Origin of the sequence: Streptomyces sp. NPDC001568, assembly GCF_042893755.1 — a bacterium.
Lineage (GTDB): Bacteria > Actinomycetota > Actinomycetes > Streptomycetales > Streptomycetaceae > Streptomyces.
In genome coordinates this window covers 97,810-123,160 of the sequence record NZ_JBIAVF010000017.1, presented here as the reverse complement: position 1 = coordinate 123,160, position 25,351 = coordinate 97,810, and the positions used below count along the sequence as shown (strand labels likewise).

General features: G+C 72.8%; 26 protein-coding genes. 14 read left to right on the top strand and 12 right to left on the bottom strand.

Annotation, left to right across the window (positions count from 1 at the left end):
- Positions 1-2 precede the first annotated feature (2 nt).
- On the bottom strand, positions 3-1,205 hold the full coding sequence (locus ACFY0I_RS28730; RefSeq protein WP_388901267.1) for a sensor histidine kinase: 1,203 nt from the start codon (positions 1,203-1,205) through the stop codon (positions 3-5).
- Positions 1,206-1,312: 107 nt separating this feature from the next.
- On the opposite strand from ACFY0I_RS28730, the gene ACFY0I_RS28725 reads away from it, so the two are divergent.
- The 3 genes from ACFY0I_RS28725 to ACFY0I_RS28715 are packed head-to-tail and all read left to right on the top strand — an operon-like array spanning position 1,313 to position 3,513.
- The gene (locus ACFY0I_RS28725; protein WP_388901265.1) at positions 1,313-2,227 is read left to right on the top strand and encodes an ATP-binding cassette domain-containing protein; all 915 of its coding nucleotides are present in this window, start codon (positions 1,313-1,315) and stop codon (positions 2,225-2,227) included.
- Positions 2,228-2,249: 22 nt separating this feature from the next.
- Positions 2,250-3,035 (top strand): ABC transporter permease, encoded by a 786-nt coding sequence (locus ACFY0I_RS28720; RefSeq protein WP_388901263.1) that lies wholly within the window; start codon positions 2,250-2,252, stop codon positions 3,033-3,035.
- A gap of 40 nt (positions 3,036-3,075) precedes the next feature.
- Entirely contained in the window at positions 3,076-3,513 is a 438-nt protein-coding gene (locus ACFY0I_RS28715; protein ID WP_388901261.1) for a hypothetical protein, read from the top strand.
- A gap of 183 nt (positions 3,514-3,696) precedes the next feature.
- Here ACFY0I_RS28715 and mug read toward each other — a convergent pair whose 3' ends face one another.
- The 5 genes from mug to ACFY0I_RS28690 form a co-directional block, all read right to left on the bottom strand.
- Complete coding sequence (mug, locus tag ACFY0I_RS28710) at positions 3,697-4,245, bottom strand: G/U mismatch-specific DNA glycosylase (protein WP_388901412.1); 549 nt, start codon at positions 4,243-4,245, stop codon at positions 3,697-3,699.
- Positions 4,242-5,675 (bottom strand): adenylosuccinate lyase, encoded by a 1,434-nt coding sequence (purB, locus tag ACFY0I_RS28705; protein ID WP_388901259.1) that lies wholly within the window; start codon positions 5,673-5,675, stop codon positions 4,242-4,244. The genes mug and purB overlap by 4 nt, the downstream gene beginning before the upstream one ends.
- Before the next feature lie 71 nt (positions 5,676-5,746).
- Positions 5,747-6,529 carry an SGNH/GDSL hydrolase family protein gene (locus ACFY0I_RS28700; RefSeq protein WP_388901258.1) on the bottom strand — a complete coding sequence of 261 codons (783 nt, stop codon included), beginning with the start codon at positions 6,527-6,529 and terminating at the stop codon, positions 5,747-5,749.
- Between the two features lie 69 nt (positions 6,530-6,598).
- Complete coding sequence (locus ACFY0I_RS28695; RefSeq protein WP_388901256.1) at positions 6,599-7,618, bottom strand: hemolysin family protein; 1,020 nt, start codon at positions 7,616-7,618, stop codon at positions 6,599-6,601.
- Positions 7,615-8,955: a hemolysin family protein gene (locus tag ACFY0I_RS28690; protein WP_388901254.1), complete on the bottom strand. Its 1,341-nt coding sequence runs from the start codon at positions 8,953-8,955 to the stop codon at positions 7,615-7,617. The genes ACFY0I_RS28695 and ACFY0I_RS28690 overlap by 4 nt, the downstream gene beginning before the upstream one ends.
- 236 nt (positions 8,956-9,191) lie before the next feature.
- Here ACFY0I_RS28690 and ACFY0I_RS28685 point away from each other — a divergent pair, with 236 nt between their 5' ends.
- Entirely contained in the window at positions 9,192-9,617 is a 426-nt protein-coding gene (locus ACFY0I_RS28685; RefSeq protein WP_388901253.1) for a GNAT family N-acetyltransferase, read from the top strand.
- Between the two features lie 56 nt (positions 9,618-9,673).
- Here ACFY0I_RS28685 and ACFY0I_RS28680 read toward each other — a convergent pair whose 3' ends face one another.
- On the bottom strand, positions 9,674-10,330 hold the full coding sequence (locus ACFY0I_RS28680; RefSeq protein ID WP_388901251.1) for a class I SAM-dependent methyltransferase: 657 nt from the start codon (positions 10,328-10,330) through the stop codon (positions 9,674-9,676).
- Between the two features lie 533 nt (positions 10,331-10,863).
- Here ACFY0I_RS28680 and ACFY0I_RS28675 point away from each other — a divergent pair.
- A complete protein-coding gene (locus ACFY0I_RS28675; RefSeq protein ID WP_388901249.1) occupies positions 10,864-11,454 on the top strand; it encodes a hypothetical protein in 591 nt (196 codons plus the stop codon).
- Positions 11,455-11,882: 428 nt separating this feature from the next.
- Here the strand turns inward: ACFY0I_RS28675 and bioD are convergent, their stop codons facing one another.
- The 3 genes from bioD to bioB are packed head-to-tail and all read right to left on the bottom strand — an operon-like array spanning position 11,883 to position 15,263.
- Positions 11,883-12,626: a dethiobiotin synthase gene (gene bioD / locus ACFY0I_RS28670; RefSeq protein ID WP_388901247.1), complete on the bottom strand. Its 744-nt coding sequence runs from the start codon at positions 12,624-12,626 to the stop codon at positions 11,883-11,885.
- A gap of 8 nt (positions 12,627-12,634) precedes the next feature.
- Positions 12,635-13,966 carry an adenosylmethionine--8-amino-7-oxononanoate transaminase gene (locus ACFY0I_RS28665; protein WP_388901245.1) on the bottom strand — a complete coding sequence of 444 codons (1,332 nt, stop codon included), beginning with the start codon at positions 13,964-13,966 and terminating at the stop codon, positions 12,635-12,637.
- A complete protein-coding gene (gene bioB / locus ACFY0I_RS28660) occupies positions 13,959-15,263 on the bottom strand; it encodes a biotin synthase BioB (RefSeq protein WP_388901243.1) in 1,305 nt (434 codons plus the stop codon). The genes ACFY0I_RS28665 and bioB overlap by 8 nt, the downstream gene beginning before the upstream one ends.
- A gap of 157 nt (positions 15,264-15,420) precedes the next feature.
- Here bioB and ACFY0I_RS28655 point away from each other — a divergent pair, with 157 nt between their 5' ends.
- Positions 15,421-16,608, top strand: coding sequence for an 8-amino-7-oxononanoate synthase (locus ACFY0I_RS28655; RefSeq protein WP_388901241.1), 1,188 nt, complete (start codon positions 15,421-15,423; stop codon positions 16,606-16,608).
- A 27-nt stretch (positions 16,609-16,635) separates the two neighbouring features.
- Here ACFY0I_RS28655 and ACFY0I_RS28650 read toward each other — a convergent pair whose 3' ends face one another.
- Positions 16,636-16,857, bottom strand: coding sequence for a DUF397 domain-containing protein (locus ACFY0I_RS28650; protein WP_388901239.1), 222 nt, complete (start codon positions 16,855-16,857; stop codon positions 16,636-16,638).
- 12 nt (positions 16,858-16,869) lie between these two features.
- The gene (locus ACFY0I_RS28645) at positions 16,870-17,754 is read right to left on the bottom strand and encodes a helix-turn-helix domain-containing protein (RefSeq protein WP_388901238.1); all 885 of its coding nucleotides are present in this window, start codon (positions 17,752-17,754) and stop codon (positions 16,870-16,872) included.
- Positions 17,755-17,951: 197 nt separating this feature from the next.
- Here ACFY0I_RS28645 and ACFY0I_RS28640 point away from each other — a divergent pair, with 197 nt between their 5' ends.
- The 8 genes from ACFY0I_RS28640 to ACFY0I_RS28605 all read left to right on the top strand — a co-directional run bounded on the left by ACFY0I_RS28640 (position 17,952) and on the right by ACFY0I_RS28605 (position 25,339).
- Positions 17,952-18,407 carry an ATP-binding protein gene (locus ACFY0I_RS28640; RefSeq protein ID WP_388901236.1) on the top strand — a complete coding sequence of 152 codons (456 nt, stop codon included), beginning with the start codon at positions 17,952-17,954 and terminating at the stop codon, positions 18,405-18,407.
- 493 nt (positions 18,408-18,900) lie between these two features.
- Positions 18,901-19,203, top strand: a complete 303-nt coding sequence (locus ACFY0I_RS28635; RefSeq protein ID WP_388901410.1) for an urease subunit gamma — start codon at positions 18,901-18,903, stop codon at positions 19,201-19,203.
- 13 nt (positions 19,204-19,216) lie between these two features.
- Positions 19,217-19,528 (top strand): urease subunit beta, encoded by a 312-nt coding sequence (locus ACFY0I_RS28630; RefSeq protein WP_388901234.1) that lies wholly within the window; start codon positions 19,217-19,219, stop codon positions 19,526-19,528.
- A complete protein-coding gene (locus ACFY0I_RS28625; RefSeq protein WP_388901232.1) occupies positions 19,521-21,242 on the top strand; it encodes an urease subunit alpha in 1,722 nt (573 codons plus the stop codon). Before ACFY0I_RS28630 ends, ACFY0I_RS28625 begins: the two co-directional genes overlap by 8 nt.
- Before the next feature lie 34 nt (positions 21,243-21,276).
- Positions 21,277-21,951, top strand: a complete 675-nt coding sequence (locus ACFY0I_RS28620; RefSeq protein WP_388901230.1) for an urease accessory protein UreF — start codon at positions 21,277-21,279, stop codon at positions 21,949-21,951.
- Positions 21,952-21,973: 22 nt separating this feature from the next.
- Entirely contained in the window at positions 21,974-22,669 is a 696-nt protein-coding gene (ureG, locus tag ACFY0I_RS28615) for an urease accessory protein UreG (protein ID WP_388901228.1), read from the top strand.
- Entirely contained in the window at positions 22,666-23,478 is an 813-nt protein-coding gene (locus ACFY0I_RS28610; RefSeq protein ID WP_388901226.1) for an urease accessory protein UreD, read from the top strand. Before ureG ends, ACFY0I_RS28610 begins: the two co-directional genes overlap by 4 nt.
- A gap of 196 nt (positions 23,479-23,674) precedes the next feature.
- A complete protein-coding gene (locus ACFY0I_RS28605; protein WP_388901224.1) occupies positions 23,675-25,339 on the top strand; it encodes an alpha/beta hydrolase in 1,665 nt (554 codons plus the stop codon).
- The last annotated feature ends 12 nt before the right edge of the window (positions 25,340-25,351 follow it).

Below are 25,351 nucleotides of genomic sequence, written 5' to 3'. Positions count from 1 at the left end.
GATCAGCGTATTCGCTCCAGCGGAAGCCGGGCGTGCACCCTCCAACCGCCGTCAAAAGGACCGGTTTCGGCCGCGCCACCGAGCAGCGCCGCCCGTTCCCGCATCCCGCGGAGCCCGCTCCCGGATCGGCTCGTCAGCACCGCCCGCTCGGGCAGCGGGTTCGTCACCTCCAGATCCAGCCGGCCCGGTGCCATCTCCACGCGCACGCGTACCGGCACCGGACCGCAGTGACGCAGCACGTTGGTGAGGGCCTCCTGCAGGATCCGGTACCCCTCCCGAGTGACCGGGCCGGGCAACTTCTCCAGCGAACCCGTCAGTTGTGCGTCCACCTGTGCCCCCGATGCCCGGGCCGACTCCAGAAGCCGGTCGGCCTCAGCCAAGGTGGGGCGTTGTGAGGGCGGTTGCGCGGACTCGCGCAGGACCAGCAGGACCCGCTCCAAGTCTTCCAACGCCGCCCGGCCCGTCTCCTCGATGGCGTTCAGCGCCCGGTCGGTGAATTCCGGGTCCTTCGCCGATCGCGCGGCACCGGCCTGGACGACAGCCACGGTCAGCGCGTGCCCGATGGAGTCGTGGAGTTCCCGCGCGATCCGGGTCCGCTCCAACAACTGCTCCGTGCGGGCCTCCAGCACGGTCAGCCGCTCGGCCGCCGAGGGTCCCAGCAGCCGCCGGGCGATCTTCGTGATCATCTCGCCGAGCAGGATCACGACGACGATGAGCACGACCAGCGGTACCGGTGCGAGAAGGGCCGCAGCCCAGCGCGGCGGAGCGAAGGAGAGCGCCAGGTCCGGGTTCAGGGGATGCCCGACCGCGGTCGCGATGAACTCCACGGACAGCAAGGGCAGCCAGACCGTCGCGAACATGGCCGCTCCGGCCACCACCAACCGCACCTCCAGCCACAGCAACGTCCGCCACCGGTCGCTCCAACCCGCCGAGGGGGTGGTGCTGATGCCACCGATGTCGTCGGCGTCCCTCACACCACCTGCGACCGAGTCCCGCTCCTGCGGGGTCAGCAGGAACTGGGCCTGGAGCCCCTCGGCCAACCGCACCCACGGCACGAAACCGAACGGTATGACGATCAACAGGGGCATCCAGGGCCGGCTGGGGTTGATGAACATCCAGATGGCCAACAGCAACAGGGGAACGCACAAGTGCAGCCAGCGCGAATACGTCACCGGCTGAAGCGGCGCACGGAGCAGTTTGTACATGCCTCCATCCTGGCAGCGCGCCTGCCACGAGCGTCTCCCCCACGTGGGGGAGACGGCACCCTCGCGTGGGGGAGGAACGAGGGCGCCCCGAAGGCGAATCTTGAGTCATGAACCGCATCGAGATCAGCGAACTGACCAAGGACTACGGAACCCACAGGGTCGTGGACCACCTCACCTTCGACGTCATGCCGGGCCGCGTCACCGGCTTCCTGGGGCCCAACGGCGCCGGAAAATCCACCACCATGCGCCTCCTGCTGGGGTTGACCCGGCCGACTTCCGGCACCGCCACCATCGGCGGCCGCGGGTTCACCGAGCTGCGCAACCCGCTGCGCGAGGTCGGCGTCCTGCTCGACCCCCAGGCCGCACACGGCGGACGCCGGGCCCGTGACCACCTGCTCGCCCTCGCGGTGAGCAACGGCATCCCCGTTCCACGGGTGGACGCGGTTCTGGAACAGGTGGGGCTGGAGGCGGTGGCCAGGAAACGGGTGGGATCCTTCTCGCTCGGCATGCGACAGCGCCTCGGCATGGCGGCCGCACTCATGGGCGATCCGGCGGTACTACTGCTGGACGAGCCGACCAACGGCCTCGACCCCGAGGGCATCATCTGGATCCGGGAGCTGATGCGCCGCCTTGCCGCCGAGGGGCGTACCGTCCTCGTCTCCAGTCACCTCATGGCCGAATCCGCCTCGTTCGTCGACGACCTGGTCGTACTGGGGCAGGGCAGACTCCTCGCCGACAGTTCCCTGAAGGACTTCATCGACGCCCGCAGCACGCCCCGGGTGCGGCTGCGGACCACGGAGCCGGACCGGCTGCGGGCCGCGCTCGGGCACGACCGTTTCGCGATGACCCCGGCAGAGGCGGGGCGCTGGATCGTGCAGGGCATATCCGCCGAGCGGCTCGGGATCCTCGCGGCCCGCGAGGGCATCCCCTTGCTGGAACTCGCCGACGAGCGGGCCTCACTGGAGCAGGCCTACCTCGATCTGACCTCCGACCGCACCCCCTTCGCCGCCCACGCCGCCTGACGTCATGACGGGAGCCAGAGCCATGATCACCACGACTGCCCGGCCCACCCCCGCGGGGCCCGCATCCGCCCTCCCGACCGGTCCCGTGCTGCGCTCGGAATGGATCAAAATACGTTCCGCCCGAGCGGTCCTCGGATCGCTGCTGGCGGTCTTCGCCGCGACAGCGGGCATCACGGTCCTCACCGCCGCGGCGATCGGTACGTCCGAGGCTGATGCCCTGGGGGAGGACCGTCTGTTCGGCGCCTTCTTCGGAATCAACTTCGGTCAGATAGCCGCCATCGCCTTCGGCGCCACAGCGTTCGCCGGCGAGTTCCGCAACGGCGCACTGCGGGTCTCCCTCACCGCCGTACCGAACCGGACGGCGCTCTACCTGTCCAAGGTCACCGTCATCGCCGGACTCGCCCTCGCCGTAGGACAGATCACCGGCCTCGTCACCTTCCTCGCCGGGCAGGCCTGGAGGGGCGACCACGCCCTGTCCCTGAACGACCCGGGTGCGCTGCGGGCCGTGTTCGGAAGCGGGATCTACCTGATGCTGATCGCCCTCCTGGCGGCCGGTCTGACGGCTGCTGTGCGCAGCGGCACCGCGGTGATGAGCCTGCTCATACCCTTCCTTCTGATCGTGCCCTTCGTCGTCGGGCAGGTGGCCGGAGGGGGCATGGAGTTCATGCCCGATCGGGCCGGTCAGCTCGTGATGCGGACGGAGGCGCCGGGATCCCTCGGCCCTTGGACGGGGCTCGGGGTGGCCGCGATATGGGCCGTGACGGCCCTGACCGCCGGGTGGTTCGCGGTGCGACGCCGAGACGCGTGACGAGGGGCCAGATGTCAGTGGCCCCCGGAATACTGACGATATGACCACGGGACAGCAACTCGACCTGATCGACCGGCTGCGGGCGCAGGCCTTCGTGGACGCGCCGGTGCGGCTGGGCCGGCACACCAGTGGCCCGGGATACCACCTGGTCCGGCTCGGCGGGACCCGGGACTTCTGGGAGGACGACGGTTCGTACCGCGCCGAGGCACGCGATCAGATCGGAGCCGAGTACGGGGCGCTCACGCAAGCCTTGGCCGACCGGTGGGGAGAGCCACAGGTCTTCTCCCCGGACTCCCTGACGCTCCGAGCCCTCGCAGGAGAGGACATACCGCAGCCGTGGCAGGAGCTGAGCCACACCACCGACCACCTGCACCTGTGGCGCGCCGAGGACAATTGGCTAGCGGTGTGCGTGGCCCAGTGGGGCGAGGACGAGCCCTACCTGCTGATGGCGGCAGTCACGGTGGTCGACCCACCGTAGGGCAGCCCGATCAGGGTCCCGCCACACGGCCGACGGGCCGACAGGGCGGGCGTCCGGACTGGTGGGCGTCGGGACGAGTGGCGGCTCGGGATCCGGGGGGCCGGTCGGCCTACCGAGGGGATCGGCCGTGGTCCGGTCGGATCGGATCCCGGGGCTCCGGCAGCGGGCGGGGCGGAACCGGGGTCAGAGTTCGGGTGGGGTTTCGGCGGCTGTGCGGAGGCGTCCGTACTCCTGGGCCATGGACTCGGCCGTCCAGTGGGCGTTGAGGCCACTGGGATTGGGCAGGGCCCAGATCCGGGTGGCGCCGATGGTGCGTTCCTGGGGGCCGATGACGGCCTTCCGCTCGCCGAAGGCGGTGCGGTAGGCGGTGACGCCGACCACGGCCAGCCACTGGGGGCGCAGGGCCTCCACCTTGGCCGTCAGGATCCGACCGCCCTCGATGAACTCCTCGGTGCTGAGCTCGTCGGCGCGGGCGGTCGCCCGGGCCACGACGTTGGTGATGCCGAGGCGGTAGGAGAGCAGTTCCCGCTGTTCCTCCGGCGCCAGCCGACGGGGCGTGAACCCCGACAGGTGCAGTACCGGCCAGAAACGATTGCCGGGGCGGGCGAAGTGGTGGCCCGTCGCGGCGGAGAGGAGACCCGGATTGATCCCGCAGAACAGCACACGCAGACCGCCCGCGACCACGTCCGGGAGGACGCGGTCGCGGGCGGCATCGAGCTCGTCGGGGGTCAGAGGATCGACCCCGGCGCGTACCCGGCGGCCTCCGGGTGCTGCTTCGCGATCGCCTCGATGCGGGAGACCACGGTCGCCACCTGGTCACCCGCGGCGCCGGTGAAGGACAGCTTGTCGGCCATGAGCGCGTCCAGCTGGGCGCGGTCCAGAGGCATGCGCTCGTCGGCGGCCAGCTTCTCCAGGAGCTCGTTGCGCTCGGCGCCCTGCTCGCGCATGGCGAGGGCGGAAGCGACGGCGTGCTCCTTGATGACCTCGTGCGCGGCCTCGCGGCCCACCCCGGCCCGGACGGCGCCCATCAGCACCTTGGTGGTGGCGAGGAACGGCAGGTAGCGGTCCAGTTCGCGGGCCACGACGGCCGGGAAGGCGCCGAACTCGTCCAGGACGGTCAGGAAGGTCTCCAGCAGGCCGTCGAAGGCGAAGAACGCATCGGGCAGGGCCACGCGGCGGACCACGGAGCAGGAGACGTCGCCCTCGTTCCACTGGTCGCCGGCCAGCTCGCCGGTCATCGACGCGTAGCCGCGCAGGATGACCATGAGGCCGTTCACGCGCTCGCAGGAGCGGGTGTTCATCTTGTGCGGCATCGCGGAGGAGCCGACCTGACCGGGCTTGAAGCCCTCGGTGACCAGCTCGTGGCCGGCCATCAGGCGGACCGTCTTCGCGATCGAGGAGGGGGCGGCGGCCAGCTGCACCAGGGCGGTGACCACGTCGTAGTCCAGCGAGCGCGGGTAGACCTGGCCGACCGAGGTGAAGGCCTGCGCGAAGCCCAGGTGGGAGGCGATGCGCTGCTCCAGGTCGGCGAGCTTGGCGGTGTCGCCGCCCAGCAGGTCGAGCATGTCCTGGGAGGTGCCGACCGGGCCCTTGATCCCGCGCAGCGGGTAGCGCTCCAGCAGGTCCTCGAGGCGGGCGTAGGCGACCAGCAGCTCGTCGGCGCCGGTCGCGAAGCGCTTGCCCAGGGTGGTCGCCTGAGCGGCGACGTTGTGGGAGCGGCCCGCCATGACCAGCTCGGCGTGCTCGCCGGCCAGCTTTCCGAGGCGGGCGAGCACCGCGACGGTACGGTCCCGGGCGAGCTCCAGCGAGAGCCGGATCTGGAGCTGCTCGACGTTCTCGGTGAGGTCGCGGGAGGTCATGCCCTTGTGGACGTGCTCGTGTCCGGCGAGGGCGTTGAACTCCTCGATCCGGGCCTTCACGTCGTGCCGGGTGACCTTCTCGCGTTCGGCGATGGAGGCGAGGTCGACGGTCTCCAGGACGCGCTCGTAGTCGGCGAGGGCGGCGTCCGGGACGTCGATGCCGAGGTCCTTCTGGGCACGCAGCACGGCGAGCCACAGCCGCCGCTCCAGCGTCACCTTGTACTCGGGGGACCACAGGACGGCGAGCTCCGCGGAGGCGTAGCGGCCGGCCAGGACATTGGGGATGCGGGGCTTGGCTGTCACGTGGAGGAATTCTACTTGGGCCGCGGCTGTGCGTTCACGCAGGTCGGGGCGCCGTCCGCGATTGTGCCTTGCTACGAGACCTGCGAGGTCCCGAAGGGCAGCAGCTCGGCGCGCTTCGGGGGCAGGCCATCGCCCGAGGAGCGGCCCGTCAGGCGGCGGCCGATCCAGGGCAGGAGGTGCTGCCGGGCGAACCGCAGGTCCTCGGTGCGGCGGGCCGGCCAACCCATCGCGACGGCGGTGGGCAGCGGAGCGCGCCAGTCCTCCTCCGCGGGCAGGCCCAGGGTCTGCCAGACGGCCTCCGCCACCCGGCGGTGGCCCTCGGCCGTCAGGTGCAGCCGGTCGACGTCCCACATGCGGGGCTCCGCGAGGACGGGAGCCCCGTAAAGGTCCACCAGCAGCGCGCCGTGCTTCTCGGCGAGCTCGTCGAGGATGACGTAGAGCTCCTCCATGCGCGGCCGGAAGCGTTCCATCACGGGCCCGTTGCGGCCCGGGGAGCGCATCAGCACCAGCTGCCCGCACGAGGGGGCGAGCAGCGCGACGGCCTCCTCCAGGTGGCCGCGGACGCGACCCATGTCCACCTTGGGCCGCAGGGTGTCGTTCAGGCCGCCGACCAGGGTGACCACGTCGGCGCCCATCGTGGCGGCCACCGGGGCCTGCTCCGCGGCGATCTGCCCGATCAGCTTGCCGCGCACGGCGAGGTTCGCGTACCGGAAACCGGGCTCGCGCCGTGCGAGACGGGCGGCGAGCAGATCGGCCCAGCCCCGGTAGGAGCCGTTGGGGAGCAGGTCGGACATGCCCTCGGTGAAGGAGTCGCCGACCGCGACGAAACTGGTGTAAGAGGCATTCATCTCCATGGCGGGAGCGATGCTACCGCGCGGTACCCGGCGTCCGCAGCCCCGGGGCCCACCCGCTTCCCGCCCGCCTCAGGCGGAGGTCGGCCTGCCGAACAGCTCGCGCAGGACGTCCTCCATCGTCACCAACCCCGTCATCACCCCGTCCGCCCCCAGCACCGCGGCCAAGTGCGTACGGCTGCGGCGCATGGCGGTCAGTACGTCGTCCAGCGGGGTCTCCGCCCGTACCTGCGCGATCGGGCGCAGCGCGGCCGAGGGGAAGGGGGCATCGCGCTCGGTCACGTCCAGGGCGTCCTTGACGTGGAGGTAGCCCAGGATCCGGTGCTGCGGATCGATCACCGGGAAGCGGGAGTATCCGGACGCGGCCGACAGCTGCTCCAGCCCGGCCGCGGTGATGCCCCATCGGGCCGGAACCACCTGGTCCGCGGGCAGCACCACGTCGGTCACCGGCCGACGACCCAGCTCCAGGGCGTCGTGGAGCCGCTCGCTCGCCCGGTCGTCGATCAGTCCGGCGTCGCTGGAGTCCTTGACCATGCGGGCCAGCTCGTCGTCGGAGAAGGTGGCCGCGACCTCGTCCTTCACCTCGACCCGCAGCAGCCGCAGCACGAGGTTGGCGAAGGCGTTGATCGCGAAGATCACCGGCCGCAGCGCCCGGGTCACGGTCACCAGCGGCGGCCCCAGCAACAGCGCGGTGCGCACGGGCTCGGACAGCGCGACGTTCTTCGGCACCATCTCGCCGAACAGCATGTGCAGGTACGTCGCCAGTGCCAGCGCCACCACGAAGGAGATCGCGTGGGACAGCCCGGACGGCACCCCGACGAGGTCGAACACCGGGGTCAGCAGGTGCGCGATGGCCGGCTCGGCCACGATGCCCAGGACCAGGGTGCACAGGGTGATGCCCAGTTGGGCGGCCGCCATCAGGGCCGATACGTGCTCCAGGCCCCACAGGACCGCGCGGGCCCGCCGGTCGCCCTCCTCGGCGTACGGCTCGATCTGGCTGCGGCGGACGGAGATCAGCGCGAACTCCGCGCCGACGAAGAAGGCGTTGACGACGAGGGTCGCCAGGCCGATCAGCAGCTGGATCACGGTCATCGGGACTCCTCCGCTACCCCGCCGTCGACGGTTCCGGTGGGCACGTGCAGCAGGACGCGCGCGGCGCGCCGACCGCCTGCGTCGACCACGTCCAGCTGCCAGCCGTCCAGCTCCAGCCGATCGCCGACGGCCGGGATCCGCCCCAGTTCGGTGGCGATCAGCCCGGCCAGGGTTTCGTACGGCCCGTCCGGCACGTGGAGGCCGATCTTGCGGAGCTGGTCGGTGCGGGCGGCGCCGTCGGCGGAGTAGAGGGGCCGGCCGGCTTCGTCCGTACCGGCGGGGGCCAGGTCCGAGGTCTCGTGCGGATCGTGCTCGTCGCGCACCTCGCCGACGACCTCCTCGACGATGTCCTCCAGCGTGGCCACCCCGGCCGTGCCCCCGTACTCGTCGATGACGACGGCCATCGTCTGCCGCCCGGACAGCCGGTCCAGCAGCCGGTCCACGGTCAGCGACTCGGGTATGAGGAGCGGTTCGCGCAGCAGCTGCGAGACGGGGCGGCGGTGGCGTTCCTCGGCGGGCAGGGCCAGTACGTCCTTGATGTGGACGATGCCGACGACGGTGTCGAGGCTGCCCCGGTAGACGGGGAAGCGGGACAGACCTGTCGCCATGGTCGCGTTCGCCACGTCCTCCGCGGTGGTCTGCACGTCCAGGGCGGTGACCTGCACGCGCGGGGTCATCACGTTCTCGGCGGTCAGGTCGGCCAGGTTCAGGGTCCGTACGAACAGCTCGGCCGTGTCCTCCTCCAGCGCGCCCGCCTTCGCGGAGTGCCGGGCGAGCGCCACGAGCTCCTGCGGGCTGCGGGCGGACGCCAGCTCCTCGGCCGGCTCCATGCCGAACCGCCGGACCAGGTGGTTCGCGGTGGTGTTCAGATGACTGATCAGCGGCTTGAAGGTCCGGCTGAACACCCGTTGCGCGGTCGCCACCCGTTTGGCGATCGCCAGCGGCGAGGAGATCGCCCAGTTCTTCGGCACGAGTTCGCCGACGACCATCAGGACGACCGTCGACAGCGCGGTGCCGAGGGCCAGGGCGGTCGAGGACGCGGCCGAGGCCGACAGGCCCATGGCCTCGAACGGCCCCTGGAGCAGCGCGGCGATCGACGGCTTGGAGAGCATGCCGATGACCAGGCCGGTCACGGTGATGCCGAGCTGGGCACCGGACAACTGGAACGTCAGGCTGCGGACGGCGGTCAGGGCGCTGTCCGCTCCCCGCTCGCCGCGCTCCACGGCGCGTTCGAGTTCGCTGCGCTCGACGGTGGTCAGCGAGAACTCGGCCGCGACGAAGACCCCGCAGGCGACGCACAGCAGCAGCGCCAGGACGAGCAGGAGCACTTCGGTCATCGGGCGTTCACCTCCGTCCCATGATCAGTCAGACGGAGAAGCGGCGCGCGGCGTCGCAAGGACGCGAGCGGAGGCCGGGAACCGCGAGGCTCGCCCATGGACGGACGCTCACACCCCTTCGGTCGGGGGCGATCGGACGCGCCCGTACGACGGGCCCGCCGCCCGGGCAGCAAGAACACACCCCAGGAGAATGACCGCCCTTCCGGCCCCGCATGCGCGGATGGTGGGATGAGCGCATGAATGATCTCCGCGGCACCACCGCTTCGGCGGCGGACCTGACCACCGTGTCGGCCTTCTGGAAGGGCGCCGCCAAGGGCACGAGCATCAGCGACGACCTCGTCGGCGTCCAACGGCTCCACGCCCGGGACCCGCACGCCCTCCTGTTGGCCCGGCGGGGCGAGGAGCTCGTCGGCACGGTCGTCGCGGGGTTCGACGGCCGGCGCTGCCACCCGTACCGGCTCGCGGTGCACTCCGGCCACCGTCGGCAAGGCATCGGCACGGCCCTGCCGGCGGCCGCCGAGGAACGCTTCGCGGCCCTGGGCGGACGAGGGGCCGACGCGATGGTGCTCGATGGGAACGAAGGGGCGCGCGGGGCGTGGGGCGCGGCCGGCTACCACCCGGAGGACATCTGGACGCGCTGGGTCAAGCCGCTGACGGACTGACGGCAGTCGGACGGTCGGACGGTCGGCCGGACGGGTGACGGGCCGGCCGGTCGGCGTCAGGGAACGCGGCGGGCGGAGCCGATCACGCAGTACGAGGTGGGGAGAGCCGGTCCGCGCTCGGGCAACCGGAAGGCGCGCTGCGACACGATCCGGAACCCGGCGGCCTCGATCGCGGCGAGCGGGTCGCGGGCGGTGTGACAACCGCCGAACAGGCGGGGCCAGACGGTCCGGTCCAGCCCGCGCTGCACGGCGGCCATGCCGGGGCCGGGCGCGAGCCCGTGCTCCAGGAACCGCAGCTCGGCCTCGGGGCGCAGCACCCGATGGAGTTCGCAGAGGGCGCGCGGCAGGCTGCGTACGGTGCACAGGACCAGTGACGCGACGGCGGCGTCGAAGGCCTCGCTCTTGACGGGCAGCGCTTCCGCCACCCCCGGTACGAGGTCCACGGGCACCTCGGCGCGCAGCGCGGCCGCGGCAGCGAGCCGGCGCAGGGTGGGTTCCGGTTCGACGGCGACGACCTCGGAGACGGCGCGGGGGTAGTGGGCGAAGTTCAGCCCGTTGCCGGCGCCGATCTCGATGACGCGGCCGGACACGCCGTGCAGCAGCTCGCGGCGCAGGGCGGCCATGCCGGCCCGGGTCTCGGCGGCGGTGCTGGCGCGGGCGTAGAACCTGGCGAAGTGCGGGTGGTGCACCGGATCGGGGGGAGGTGCGGGCATGGCGGCCTCCGGGCGCGGTTCGGAACGACGGCTGACACGGGCGCGCGTGCGCTGCGGGGCTGTTCCCCGCACCGACCCGCCGCGAAACCGCTCCGCGACCAAAGCGGCCGGGACGCGCCGCGGCGGACGCGCGCCGCGCCCGCCCGCACGACACCCCGTCCTCCCGCCGCGCCGGAGGGAGGAGACGGGACCGACCCTGACCGTGCATCGGCCGCCGGGGTTCGGTGCGGGCCGCGGGGGTGACGCGGGACGGTACGGGGCGGTTCGGGCCCGGCCGGGGCGGCGGGCGGAGTGCGCGCCTCCGGCTCCGACCGGGGCCGGCGCCGGATCGAGGTTCGAGGCGGTGGCCGTTCCGGGCCGAGGGCCCGGAGGGTGGACGTCGCTGGGACCGGGACGTCGCCGGAGACCGGGCCGGAGCCGGAGGCGCGCTGCGACGTGGTGGTACCGGAGGTGCGCCGCGGCCTGGTCGGCCTGGTGATAATCGGCACGCGGTCGTTCCACCCGGGCGGCCCCCGGCCAACACAGGGAGAGCCGTGATACCGAGTACGAGGCCCGTCCGAGCGGTGATCGCCGCGTCGTGCGCCGTCGGCGTGTTCCTGCTGACCGGCTGCGGTACGGCCACGGAACGGGAGGGCGCGCGCGAGGTGTCGGCCTCCGGCGACGGCGGCAGTGGCCTGTCCGCGGTGGCCGCCCATTGCGAGGGCCGGGGTTCGGGGGCCGCGTCCGTCGCCCCGGCCGACCCGGGCGCAGGCCCCGCGGACCCGGAGGCGCGCAAGTACGCGGAGAACCACGCGTACAAGCAGCAGGCCGGGCTGAGCGATGCGGCGCAGTGCCGCGGGGACGCCCACGCGGAGCGGATCAGGAAGGCACTGGCGGACACCGGCGGCGCGGGGGGTCCGCGGGATCCGGGGGAGCTGGCCGCGCTGCTGCAGGGACTCGGGTACGCCGTGACGAGCGGCGACGTGTACGCCGCGGGCTCGGGCTCGGGCTCGGGCCTCGGGTTCGCGCTGTGGATCCCCGGGACGGGGCCCTGCCTGTCCGGAGTGCTGGGCTCACCCGCCCGTGTCGAGGCCCACGGCGTGTACATGGAGGGCGGTTGCCGGGAGCCGAAGGGCGGCCACTGACCCGGGGCTGATCAAGCGGGTCCGGCACGAACACCGGGCCTGTCCGCCGCCCAGCACCTCGGCACGGGCAGGCTGGTCGGGCCTGCCGTCCTCGGCCCGGCGGGTGGACCCCGCCCCGTGTACGCAGACCAACGGGCCGGCCGGGCAATCCCCGCGACCCGGGGCCGATGGGCAGGCCGGGCAGGCCCTCCGCCCCCGGGCCACCCGGTGGGCCGGGCGTGTCCGGTCGACGGCCCGCCCGGGCGGGAACCGTCACCCCGCCCAACGGGCAGGCCCGACGCCCGCCCGCCGGGCCGGCCTCCCGCGACGACGGCCCCCGGGCCGGCCTCCCGTGGCGACGGCCGGCGGGTCCGACACGCCCACCCGCAGTCCGTGGACGTCGCTGGACCGCCCACCGGGCGGGAAGCCCGGCCCCGCCTGGTGGGCCGTCAGCCCCCGGACGGGCCCGGCAGGGGCGGCGCCCAGTGGGACATGAACGGGGCGGCCTGCCACGTGCCGTGCAGGGCCGGCGCCAGCCAGGTCGGCGCGGCTTCGCGGAAGCGGGCCGGGGGCAGCGTTCCCGACGACTCGGGGACGGCGCCGAGCAGCGGGATCCCGGCGGACGAGGGCAGGTCGGCGAGGTTGCAGCGGGAGGCCAGGTCGGGATCGGCGGGCCAGCTGCCGACGACCACGCCGAGCGGGGTCAGGGCCCGGGCGTGCAGGGCTTCGACGGTCAGGGTGGTGGCGTTGAGCGTGCCGAGTCCGGCGGGCGCCACCACGAGGACCGGGGCCGACAGCAGCCGGGCCGCGTCGGCCAGGGTGTGGCCGTCGGGGTCGAAGCGTACGAGCAGCCCGCCCGCGCCCTCCACCAGGACGAGGTCGTGCCGGGCGGCGAGCCGCTCCGCCGCCCCGGCGATCGCGGCGGGGGACAGGGCCGGCAGGCCGGAGCGCCGGGCGGCGGTGTCCGGGGCCAACGGCTCCGGGTAGCGGGCCAGTTCGAGGGCGGTCACCGACGGGCCGGCGAGGCGTACGGCCTCGGCGGCGTCCCCGGGTTCGTCCGGAGCGACGCCGGTCTGCGCCGGCTTGAGCACCGCCACCGACAGGCCGGCCGCCACCGCGGCCGCGGCGACCGCGGAGGTGACCACGGTCTTGCCGATCTCGGTGCCCGTGCCGGACACGATGAGGATGGACATGGCGCGCCTCACCCTTCCCGCGCGGCCGCGACGACCGCACGGCCGATGCGGGCCACGTCGGCGTCGTCGGTGACGAACGGCGGCATCGTGTAGATCAGGTCGCGGAACGGGCGCAGCCAGACGCCTTCCCGGACCGCGGCCCGGGTCGCGGCGGCGATGTCAACCTCGTGCGTCAGCTGGACGACGCCGATCGCGCCCAGCACCCGTACGTCCCGGACCCCGGGCAGGTCGGCCGCCGGGGCCAGGCCCTCGCGCAGGCCCGCTTCGACGCGTTTGACCTCGGCCGCCCAGTCCTGGCCGAGCAGCAGTTCGATCGAGGCCAGTGCGACCGCGGTGGCGAGCGGATTGCCCATGAAGGTCGGCCCGTGCGCGAGCACCGGGACCTCTCCCCGGGAGATGCCGTCGGCCACGCGGGAGGTGCACAGCGTCGCCGCGAGCGTCAGGTAGCCGCCGGTCAGCGACTTGCCGAGGCACATGACGTCCGGGGTGATCCCCGCGTGGTCGGCGGCGAAGAGGGCGCCCGTTCGGCCGAAGCCGGTGGCGATCTCGTCCAGGATCAGCAGGACGTCGTACTCGTCGCAGAGTTCGCGCAGCACCCGCAGGTGGTCCGGGTGGTGGAAGCGCATGCCGCCCGCGCCCTGCACGACGGGCTCCACGATGACGGCGGCCAGCTCGTCCGCGTGCGCGGCGATCAGGGACCGCAGGTGGGCGGCGTACGCCGGGTCCACGGGCGTGGCGAAGTCCCCGGTCGGGGCGTCCGCGAAGACCTGCCGGGGCAGGTGGCCCTGCCACAGCTCGTGCATCCCGCCCTCGGGATCGCAGACGGCCATCGGCTGCCACGTGTCGCCGTGGTAGCCGCCGCGCCAGGTGAGCAGCCGGGTCTTGCCCGTGCGTCCCAGCGAACGCCAGTACTGCAGGCACATCTTGACGGCGACTTCGACGGAGACCGAACCGGAGTCGGAGAGGAAGACGTGCTCCAGGCCCGCCGGGGTGATCTCGACGAGCTTGGCCGCGAGCCGGACGGCGGGCTCGTGGGTGAGCCCGCCGAACATCACGTGCGACATCTTGCCGAGCTGGGCCGTCGCGGCCCCGTTCAGCACCGGGTGGTTGTAGCCGTGGATGGCGGACCACCAGGAGGACATGCCGTCGACGAGCTCGTCCCGCCCCTCGGCCGGGGCGCCCAGCCGCAGCCGGACGCCCGATGCCGAGGCGACGACGAGTGGCTCCTGCCGCCCCGGCATCGGACCGTACGGGTGCCAGACGTGCTGCCGGTCGAGCGCCAGGAGTTCGGCGGCCGGCAGCGGGTCGGGCCGGTGGTACGGGTGGTTCTCGTCAGGCATTGGGGGCGAGGTCCGTTCCCGTCCCGCGGCGACGGACGGCCACCAGCTCCGGGCGCACCTCGCCGGCAGCCGCCTGGACGGGCGCGGCATCGGCGGCGTCGCCGGACGCCGCCGCGGCCGCGACGGGCTCGGCGTGACCCGAGCAGCCTCCGCAGGCGGAACCGCACCCGGCCGCACCGGAATCGGCGGTGGAGGCCGAAGCGGACCCGGACCCGCAGACGGACCCGGAACCGCCACCGGAGCCGCAGGGGCTGCCCGAGGAGGCCGCCGCCGCACCCGAGCCCGCGACATCGGAACGGTGCTTCGGGAGGGTCGTCGTACCGGCGCCCTCCACCTCGAAGCCCGCGTCCGCGATCATGTCGAGGTCGGCCTGGCCCGCCTGGCCCTCACTGGTGAGGTAGTCGCCCAGGAAGATCGAGTTGACCAGGTGCAGGGCCAGCGGCTGCATGCTGCGCAGGTGGACCTCACGGCCGCCCGCCAGTCGGACCTCGACGTCGGGGCAGACGAAGCGCACCATCGCCAGGATCCGCAGGGCGCGCTGCGGGGTGAGGTTCCACTCCTTGGCCAGCGGGGTGCCCTCGAACGGGATCAGGAAGTTGACCGGTACCGAGTCGGGGTCGAGCTCGCGCAGCGAGTAGACGACGTCGACGAGGTCCTCGTCGCTCTCGCCCATGCCCGCGATCAGACCCGAGCAGGCCGACAGGCCCGCCGCGTGGGCCTTCTGGACGGTGTCGACGCGGTCCGCGTACGTGTGCGTCTTGGTGATCTGGCCGTAGGTGGCCTCGGAGGTGTTGAGGTTGTGGTTGTAGGCATCGGCGCCCGCGTCGCGCAGTCGCTCGGCCTGACCGTCGGAGAGCAGACCCAGACAGGCGCAGACCTCGACGCCCTCGTTCTGCTCCTTGATGGCCGCGATCGTCTTGCCGACGCGGTCCACGTCCCGGTCGGTCGGACCGCGCCCGCTCGCCACCAGGCAGACCCGCTTGGCGCCGCCGGCGACACCGGCCGCCGCGGCCTCGGAGGCCTCCTCCGGCTTCAGCCACGTGTACTTGAGGATCTCGGCCTTCGATCCCAGTCGCTGGGAACAGTACGAGCAGTCCTCGGGACAGAGCCCGGACTTCAGGTTGACCAGGTAGTTCAGCTTGACCCGACGCCCGAACCACTGGCGGCGCACCTTGCCGGCAGCGGCCACCACGTCGAGCAGGTCGTCGTCAGAGGTCGCCAGCACGGCGAGTGCCTCTTCGCGGGTCGGCAGCTCGCGCCGCAGTCCCTTTTCCACCAAGGTGTTCAGCAGGTCCATGAGGCTGATCCTGAACCACGCGACCACTCCCGGCCAAGGAGAGAATGAACAACATGGCCGGAACGGAGTGTGTGTATCGCCACACCTGGCGCGCGGGGTCCGGCGGCTAGGGTCTTTCTGATCTGTGGACTGCCGACAAAAAATCGAGGACCCGCCGATGCTTGAACACGCCCCCGAGCCCTCGGACGTCTTCACCTGGATCGACGAAGCCGAACGGGCACGTGAGCGGGCCGGGCTGGTCCGGACCCTGCGTCCGAGGCCGGCCTCCTCGCCGCTGCTCGACCTGGCGAGTAACGACTACCTGGGTCTGTCGCGGCACCCGGAGACCGTCCGGGGCGCGTGCGAGGCGGCGGAGCGCTGGGGTGCGGGAGCGACGGGGTCCCGACTGGTGACGGGCACGACCGAGCTTCATGCGGAGCTCGAGCGGGAACTGGCGGCGTTCTGCGGCTTCGAGGCCGCTCTGGTCCTTTCGTCCGGATACGCCGCGAACCTCGCCGCCGTGACGGCGCTGAGCGACCGGGGCACCCTCGTCGTCTCCGACGCCGGCAACCACGCCTCGATCGTCGACGGCTGTCGCCTCTCGCGCGCCGAGGTCGCGGTCACCCCGCACGGGGAGCCGCAGGCGGCCCGCAAGACCCTCGCAGCACACGACGGGCGCGCGCTCCTCGTCAGCGACTCCGTCTTTTCCGTCGACGGGGACGCCGCCCCGCTCGCCGGATACGCGGCGGCCTGCCGAGCCGAGGGCGCGGCGCTGGTCGTGGACGACGCCCACGGGCTCGGGGTGCTGGGCGAGGGGGGTCGGGGCGCGCTCCACGCGGCCGGTCTCGCCGGTGCGCCGGACGTGGTGGCGACGGTGACCCTCTCGAAGTCCCTGGGCAGTCAGGGAGGCGCGGTGCTGGGGCCGGCCAAGGTGATCCGGCACCTGGTCAACACGGCCAGGACGTTCATCTTCGACACCGGGCTGGCGCCGGCCGCCACGGGCGCGGCGCTGGCGAGCCTGCGACTGCTCCGGCGGGAGCCGCAGCGCGCGGACCGGGCCCGGGAGGTGGCCGCCCTGCTGTTCGAGCGGCTCACCGCGTCCGGCCTGACCGCGGCCCGGCCGGACGCGGCCGTGGTGTCGGTACGGGCCCCGTCGGCTTCGGCGGCACTGCGCTGGGCCGCCGACTGCCGCGAGGCAGGTCTGTCCGTGGGGTGCTTCCGTCCGCCGTCGGTGCCGGACGGCATTTCCCGGCTGCGGCTGACGGCGCGCGCCGATCTCACGGGGGACGAGATCGGTCGGGCCGTGGAGACGATCCTGCGGACCGCTCCGGCGGGGGCCACGGACCCGCGGGCACTACGGGGCTAGCCGGACCCGGTCACCGGGCCGGGCCGTTCAGTCCAGCCCGTCCGCCCGTACGGATGCGAGGAAGCCGTCCCAGGCCGGCCCGGTGAAGAGCACGGCCGGGCCGTCCGTCCGCTTGGAGTCGCGGACGGCCAGCAGGCCGCCGGTGAGGGCGGCCGCTTCCACGCAGTTGTTCATTCCGGTGCTGCGGCTGCTCCGCCGCCACCGCGCGCTGTTCAGAAGTCCGCTGGTAGATAAGGGGGTTGCGGACACGGGGGTGCCTCCTTACACGTCGTCAGCGATGGAGCTGATGAGATCCGACGAGTCACGGGGCGGGAGGGCGTGCGCCTGGATGGTGCGGAACGCGGCGCTGTACGCGTCCAGGTCTTCCTTCCGCTCCAGATAGAGGCTACTCGTCAAATGGTCGAGTACCACCACATCCAGATCGGCGATGCTCGGAAATGAGAAAATTACGAACGGTCCGGTGAGGCCGAGATGTCCCCCCACGCTGAACGGCAGTACCTGTAGCCGCACTTGGGGCAGGCGCGCCACCTCCATCAGGTGCCCCAGCTGTTCCTTCATCACCCCCGGCCCCCCGATCTGACGACGCAGCACCGCCTCGTCCAGCACCGCGCTCAGCTCCAGCGGCGGATCCGCCCGCAGTACCGCCTGCCGGGCCAGCCGTACCTCGACCAGTGCGTCCACCTTCGGCTCCGGCAGCCCCCCGAGCGCGGCCCTGGTCACGGCCCGCGCGTAGTCCGGGGTCTGCAACAGGCCCGGGACCACGGAGAGTTCCACCGTCCGGGCGGCGCGGGCCCCGGCCTCCAGGCTGATGAAGTCCCGGTATTCCTGCGGCAGCAGCCCCCGGTAGTCGTGCCACCACTGGCGCCCCCGCCCGGTGTCCGCACCCGCGGCCGGGCCGGCCGCCGAAGCGCCCAGGGCCTCCAACAGCGCCCGTTGCTGGACGCTCACGACCTCGCCGTAGGCATCCAGGAGCAGCCGGATGTCCTCCGCCTTCACGCCACTGCGACCGGTTTCGATGCGGCTGATTTTCGACTGGTGCCATCCCACGATCCGGGCAACCTCACCACTGGTGAGCCCGGATCGGTCGCGAAGGGAACGCAGTTCCTCGCCGAGCTTGCGCCGACGCACCGCGGGACCGTGCTGCATACCCGCTCTCCTTCCACCGGCACAGCTCGCACCAGTCTGCCGTCCAAATACGCTCTTCCGTAGCAGAGTTCACCGCATCGAGCGACAGATATATGCATATCTTGGGGGATCTGCGGATTCGGCGGCACGATGGGTGTCACTCTGGCGCTCAGCGTAGATCCGGGACGGCTCCGTCCCGGTGGGAAAGGGACGTCGCCATGGCAGATCACCAGGAAGCATCCGTCACTCTGCCGAGCGAGCCGGTCTCGGTCGCCGCCGCCCGCCGCTGGGTGGCGGAGGTGCTGAGCGTGTGGGGCCTGCCCGAGGACGACGTCACCGCGGACAGCGTCCGGCTGATCGTCTCGGAACTCGCCACCAACTCCGTGCAGCACACCTTCGGCAAGTCGCCCACCTTCACCGTCGACGTCCGCCTGGAGCGCGAGGAATGGCTGCGCATCGGCGTGACGGACAGTCACCCCCGTTGGCCCAAGCGGCTCCCGGCCGCCGTCCAGCAGGACAACGGTCGCGGCATGGTCATCATCCGCTGGCTGGCCGCCGAGGCGGGAGGCCGGCTCTCGGTCAGCCCGACCGAGGACGGCGGCAAGACCGTGTGGATCGCGCTGCCCTGGCGCCCCGTCGACGCGCCGGCGGCCGGGATCGCCCGAGGGTGCTGACGGGCTCCGCCGCGCCCCGACCGCAGGGCGGGGGCGCGCCCGCCCGCGCCACACCCGACGTACCGTCCGGGCTCTTGCGTGGCGTCGACGCCCGGCGCATGCCCGCACCCGCCGACCGGAACTCCGCGACGCGGTAGGGGGCCGGGACGTCCGGGTGATGCGCCGCACCGGGGGTCGAGGAACGACTCTCCCCGCGTCCCGCGTCCCGGCCGTATACGGAAGCCGGTCCGGGGGGCCTCCCGCGCCGAAGCGGGTGCTTCGTCGAAACGTGCGTTAACCCGGCGGAAAAGAGCGCGCCCTACCGTGAGGGCCACGGCCTTCCGTCAATGATCACCCATGGTCCGGCAAAGCGACGGTGATGGGCGCGGAAAGCCTCTTCCCGCGTTGGGCAAGACCTGCTTGGCACGGATATGCGCAGGTCAACAAAGCGTTGAAGGCGGCTACGGTCGTCCCGGCGCGATGTTGATCATGTCCTGGAAGCTTGGTGATACGTGTGCGACTGACACCACATGAACAAGAGAGACTCCTCATCCACGTCGCTGCCGACGTGGCCGAGAAGCGGAAGGCGCGGGGCCTCCTGTTGAACCACCCCGAGGCGATCGCACTCATCACCTCGCACCTCCTCGAAGGGGCCCGCGACGGAAGGACCGTGGCCGAGCTCATGGCCTCCGGCCGGACCGTCCTGCGGCGCGACGAGGTCATGGAGGGGATCCCCGAGATGATCCACGACGTCCAGGTCGAGGCGACCTTCCCGGACGGCACCAAGCTCGTCACCGTCCACGACCCGATCGTCTGAGGGGGAGTACCGCATGATCCCGGGGGAAATCGCCTACGGGGACGGTCCGGTGCGCCTCAACGAAGGCCGACCCGTCACCCGCGTCACCGTGCTCAACGCCGCCGACCGGCCCGTCCAGGTCGGCTCGCACTACCACTTCGCCGAGGCCAACCCCGGCCTCGACTTCGACCGGCGGGCCGCGCACGGACTGCGCCTCAACATCGCCGCCGGAACCGCCGTCCGCTTCGAGCCGGGCATCCCGGTCGCCGTGGAACTCGTACCGCTGGGCGGCCTGCGGCAGGTCCCCGGACTGCGCGGGGAGACCGGAGGGCCGCTCGATGGCTGAGCTCTCGCGCCAGGCCTACGCACGCCTCTTCGGGCCGACGGCCGGCGACCGGATCCGACTCGCCGACACCGACCTCTTCGTGGAGATCGAACAGGACCTCAGCGGCGGCCCCGCCCGCTCCGGCGACGAGGCCGTCTTCGGCGGCGGCAAGGTCATCCGCGAATCCATGGGCCAGGCCCGCACCACCCGCGCCGAGGGAGCCCCCGACACGGTGATCACGGGAGTGGTGGTCCTCGACCACTGGGGCATCGTCAAGGCCGACATCGGCATCCGTGACGGCCGCATCAGCGCCCTCGGCAAGGCCGGCAACCCCGACACCATGGACGGGGTGGACCCGGCCCTGGTCATCGGCCCCGAGACCGAGATCATCGCGGGCAACGGGAAGATCGTCACCGCCGGCGCCATCGACGCGCACGTGCACTTCATCTCCCCGACCGTCATCGACGAGGCCCTCGCTTCCGGGATCACCACCCTCGTCGGCGGCGGCACCGGCCCCGCCGAGGGCTCCAAGGCCACCACCGTCACCCCCGGCCCCTGGCACCTCGCCCGGATGTTCGCCGCGCTGGAGGCCCACCCCGTCAACATCGGCCTGCTCGGCAAGGGCAACACCATGTCCCGCGAGGGCATGTACTCCCAACTGCGCGGCGGCGCCCTCGGGTTCAAGATCCACGAGGACTGGGGGGCCACCCCCGCCGTCATCGACGCCTGCCTGAGCGTCTGCGACGAGACCGGCGCCCAGGTCGCCATCCACACCGACACCCTCAACGAAGCCGGATTCGTCGCGGACACCCTCGCCGCCATCGCCGGCCGGTCCATCCACTCGTACCACACCGAGGGCGCGGGCGGCGGGCACGCCCCCGACATCATCACCGTCGTCTCCGAGCCGAACATCCTTCCCAGCTCCACCAACCCGACCCGGCCGCACACCGTCAACACCATCGAGGAACACCTCGACATGCTGATGGTCTGCCACCACCTCAACCCGGCCGTTCCCGAGGACCTCGCCTTCGCCGAATCGCGGATCAGACCCTCGACCATCGCCGCCGAGGACGTCCTGCACGACCTCGGAGCCATCTCCATCATCTCCTCCGACTCCCAGGCCATGGGACGGGTCGGCGAAGTGGTCATGCGCACCTGGCAGACCGCCCACGTGATGAAGAAGCGTCGCGGCTTCCTGCCCGGCGACGGCCCCGCCGACAACCACCGGGCCCGCCGCTACGTCGCCAAGTACACGATCAACCCTGCCGTCGCCCAGGGGCTCTCCCGCGACGTCGGCTCCGTCGAGCCCGGCAAGCTCGCCGACCTCGTGCTGTGGGACCCCGCCTTCTTCGGCGTCAAGCCCGACGTCGTCATCAAGGGCGGCCAGATCGCCCACGCCCAGATGGGCGACGCCAACGCGTCGATCCCCACGCCCCAGCCCGTGCTGCCCCGACCCATGTTCGGCGGCCACGGGAGGGCGCCCGCGCTGAACTCCCTCAACTTCACCTCCGAGGCCGCCCTCGCGGACGGACTGCCCGAACGGCTCGGACTCGGCAAGGAGTTCACGGCGATCGAGAACACCCGCAAGGTCGGCAAGGCGGACATGCGCAACAACGACGCCATGCCGAGGGTGGAGGTCGACGCCGACACCTTCACCGTCTCCATCGACGGCGAGGTCGTGGAACCCGCGCCCGCCCGGGAACTGCCCATGGCCCAGCGTTACTTCCTCTTCTGATGGGACGACACACCACGACGCGGGAGCTTTTGAGGTGAGCCTCGCCGCACTGCTCGTCCTCGCGGACGGCCGCTTCCCCGCCGGAGGCCACGCGCACTCCGGCGGGGCGGAGGCGGCCTGCAAGGCCGGACGCATCCACGACGCCGCCACCCTCGCGGCGTTCTGCCGGGGCCGGCTGCACACCACCGGCCTCACCTGCGCCGGGCTCGCCGCCGCCGCGGCCCTCGGCCTGGACCCCGCCGCACTCGACGAGGCCGCCGACGCACGAACCCCCTCGCCCGCGCTGCGCACCGCCGCGCGCCGCCTGGGGCGGCAACTGCTGCGCGCCGCCCGCGCCACCTGGCCGGACCCCGAACTGGAGGCGCTGGCCGCCGCCTTCCCGCGCGGGGCGCACCAGCCGGTGGTGCTGGGCGTCGCCGCCCGGGCCGCCGGTCTCGGACCGCTGGAGGCCGCGCACGTGGCGGCGTACGAGAGCGTCAGCGGGCCCGCCACCGCCACGGTACGCCTGCTGGGCCTGGACCCCTTCGAGGCGAGCGGGGTGCTGGCCCGGCTGGCCCCCGAGCTGGACGACGTCGCCGCGCGGGCGGCCGAGGCCGCCCTGCTGGCCGACGCCGGGGGTACGGGGGCGCTGCCCGCGGCCTCGTCGGTCCTGCTGGACATCGCCGCCGAGGCCCATGCCGCCTGGCCCGTACGCCTCTTCGCTTCCTGACCACTTCGAAGGAGTCACCCCCGTGCACCTCGACCACGAACTGACCCACAGCCACCGGCACACCCACAGCGCCGCCCCGGTGCGCGCCGACGGCAGCAGGCGGGCCCTGCGGATCGGCCTCGGCGGGCCCGTCGGCTCCGGGAAGACCGCGACCGTCGCCGCCCTCTGCCGGAGCCTGCGCACCGAACTGTCCATGGCCGTCGTCACCAACGACATCTACACGCGGGAGGACGCCGAGTTCCTGCTCCGCGAGGCGGTCCTGCCGCCCGAGCGGATCGCCGCCGTCGAGACCGGGGCCTGCCCGCACACCGCGATCCGCGACGACATCTCCGCCAACCTGGAGGCCGTCGAGGAGCTGGAGGAGGCCTTCCGGCACAGCGGCCCCCTGGACCTGATCCTCGTCGAGTCCGGCGGGGACAACCTCACCGCCACCTTCTCCCGGGGCCTGGTCGACGCCCAGATCTTCGTCATCGACGTGGCCGGCGGCGACGACATCCCCCGCAAGGGCGGCCCCGGCGTCACCACCGCCGACCTGCTGGTCGTCAACAAGACCGACCTCGCACCGCACGTCGGCTCCGACCTCGGCCGGATGGCCCGCGACGCCGCCGACCAGCGCGGCGACCTGCCCGTCACCTTCCAGTCCCTGCGCGGCCCGGAAGGCGTGGCCCCGGTGGCCGCCTGGGTGCGCGAGCGGATCGCGGCCTGGGTCGTACGGTGACCCCCGCGCCCGCCGGCGCCCCGCCCCCGGCGCCTCCCGCCGCAGCCCCGCCCGCCACCGGCCTGTGGGCCACCGCCCGCATCGAGGCCGTCGCCGACGGGCGGGGCGGCACCGCCCTGCCGCTGCTGGCCGGGGAGGGGCCGCTCGCCCTGCGCCGCGTCCGGGGCGGCGCGGGCGAAGCGGAGGTGATGCTGGTCGGCGCGATGAGCGCCCCCCTCGGCGGCGACCACCTCACGGTCGAGGCGGCGGCGGGACCCGGCGCGCGCCTCGCCCTGCACTCGGCGGCCGCCACCCTGGCGCTGCCCGGCCGGGGCGGCGAGCCCGCGCGGTACGACGTACTGCTGACCCTGGCCGGGGACGCGGCCGTGCGCTGGCTCCCGGAGCAACTGGTCTCCGTGCGCGGCAGCGACCTGCGCGTGCGCACCCGGGCCGAACTGGCTCCGGCCTCCCGGCTGGTGCTGCGGGAGGAACAGGTGTTGGGCCGCAGCGGCGAGGACCCCGGTCTGCTGCGCAGCCGGCTCACCGTCACCCGGGGCGGCCGGCCCCTGCTCGACCAGGACACCGCCTGCGGCCCCGGCGCCCCGGGCGGTTGGGACGGCCCGGCGGGACTGGCCGGGCACCGCGCGCTCGGTCAGCTCCTCGTCGTGGACCCGGCGTTCGCCGCGGCGCCGCCGGCCGCCGCGGTCCTGGGGGAGTTCGCGGCGGCCACCCCGTTGGCCGGCCCGGCCGTCCTGGTGACGGCCCTGGCCCCCGACGCCCTGCGGCTGCGCGAGCTCCTGGACGCCGCCCTGCGCACGTACGGGTGGTGACGGAGCGTGAATTCGGCCGCGCGACGCTACCCGGTACCGGTCAGCGGTACTGCCCTCTCCGGTTATCGGGTTGGCAAAGAACCGGGCCGGGCACTGTCGCCGGGCACGCGCCAGGCAGCAGGATCCCCTTGCACCCCAAGATCGAGGCAGACCGACCCGCCGCCCATGGCGGCACCTACGCAAGGGGACCAACCACGTGATACGTACCGCGGCGCTGGGGAGCGCCGCCACACTCGTCACCGGCGCACTGGCCGCAGGCCTGTTGCTCGCGACGCCCGCCACGGCGGCTCCGGCCGGCCGCGACAACGGATCCGCCGAGGCGGTCGGGGTACGGATCGCCGCCGCGCGCGCCGCGCGGACCGGCATCGACTGGAAGGACTGTCCGGCCGACTGGGGCTTCGAGAAGCCGATCCAGTGCGGCTGGGTCAAGGTTCCGCTCGACTACACGAAGCCCTTCGGCAAGACCATCGACCTCGCGGTCGACCGCGCCGTCAGCACCGGGACCAAGGAGGAGCGCCAAGGCGCCCTCGTCTACAACCCGGGCGGCCCCGGCGGTTCCGGCATGCGCTTCCCGCGCCGGGTCACCACCAAGAGCCCGCTGTGGGTGAACACCTCGAAGGCCTACGACTTCGTCGGCTTCGACCCCCGCGGCGTGGGCCACTCCGCGCCGATCTCCTGCGTCGACCCGCAGGAGTTCGTCAAGGCCCCCAAGGCCGACCCGGTCCCCTCCGACGAGGCCGACAAGCGCGCCCAGCGCAAGCTCGCCGCCGAGTACGCGGACGGCTGCAAGGAGCGCAGCGGCGAGATGCTGCCGCACATGACCACCCCCAACACCGCGCGCGACCTGGACGTCATCCGGGCCGCCCTCGGCGAGCAGAAGCTGAACTTCCTCGGCGTCTCCTACGGCACCTACCTGGGCGGGGTCTACGCCACCCTGTTCCCGACCCACGTGCGCCGCATGATCGTCGACAGCGTGGTCGACCCCGACCAGGACAACATCTGGTACGAGGCCAACCTGGGCCAGGACGTCGCCTTCCAGATGCGCTGGAACGACTGGCAGGACTGGGTCGCCAAGAACGACGCCGTCTTCCACATCGGCGACACCCGCGCCAAGGTCGAGGCCAAGTACCAGGAGCTGCGCGCCACCGCCAAGGCCAACCCCATCGGCGGGATCGTCGGTCCGGCCGAGCTGATCGGCTTCTTCCAGGGCGCCCCCTACTACGACTCCTCCTGGGTGCCCGTCGCCCAGACCTGGAGCGCGTACCTCGCGGGTGACACGCAGGCGCTGGTCGACGCGATCGCCCCGGACATGTCGGACACGGTGGGCAACGCGGCGTCGGAGAACGGCAACGCCGTCTACACCGCCGTCGAGTGCGCCGACGCCAAGTGGCCCACCAGCTGGGCCAAGTGGGACCGCGACAACACCAAGCTGCACCAGAAGTACCCGTTCCTGACCTGGTCCAACGCCTGGATGAACCTGCCCTGCGCGACCTGGAAGTCCAAGCAGAGCACCCCGATCGAGGTCGGCGCCAAGCGGGGTCTGCCGCCGGTGCTGATCGTCCAGTCCGAGCGGGACGCGGCCACCCCGTACAAGGGCGCGGTCTCCCTGCACAAGCGGCTGGCGGGCTCGCGCCTGATCACCGAGAAGAACGCCGGTTCGCACGGCGTCACCAGCCTGGTGAACCCCTGCATCAACACGCGGGTCGACACCTACCTGCTGACCGGGAAGGTCGACGCGAAGGACGTGACGTGCGCTCCGCACGCCACCCCGGTGCCGCCCGCCCCGGCCACCGCGAAGTCGGCCGACCGGACGGCCGGCTCGGACCTGCCGGCGCGCGAGGAGCTCCCGGCCGTCCGTTGAGACCCCGGAAGC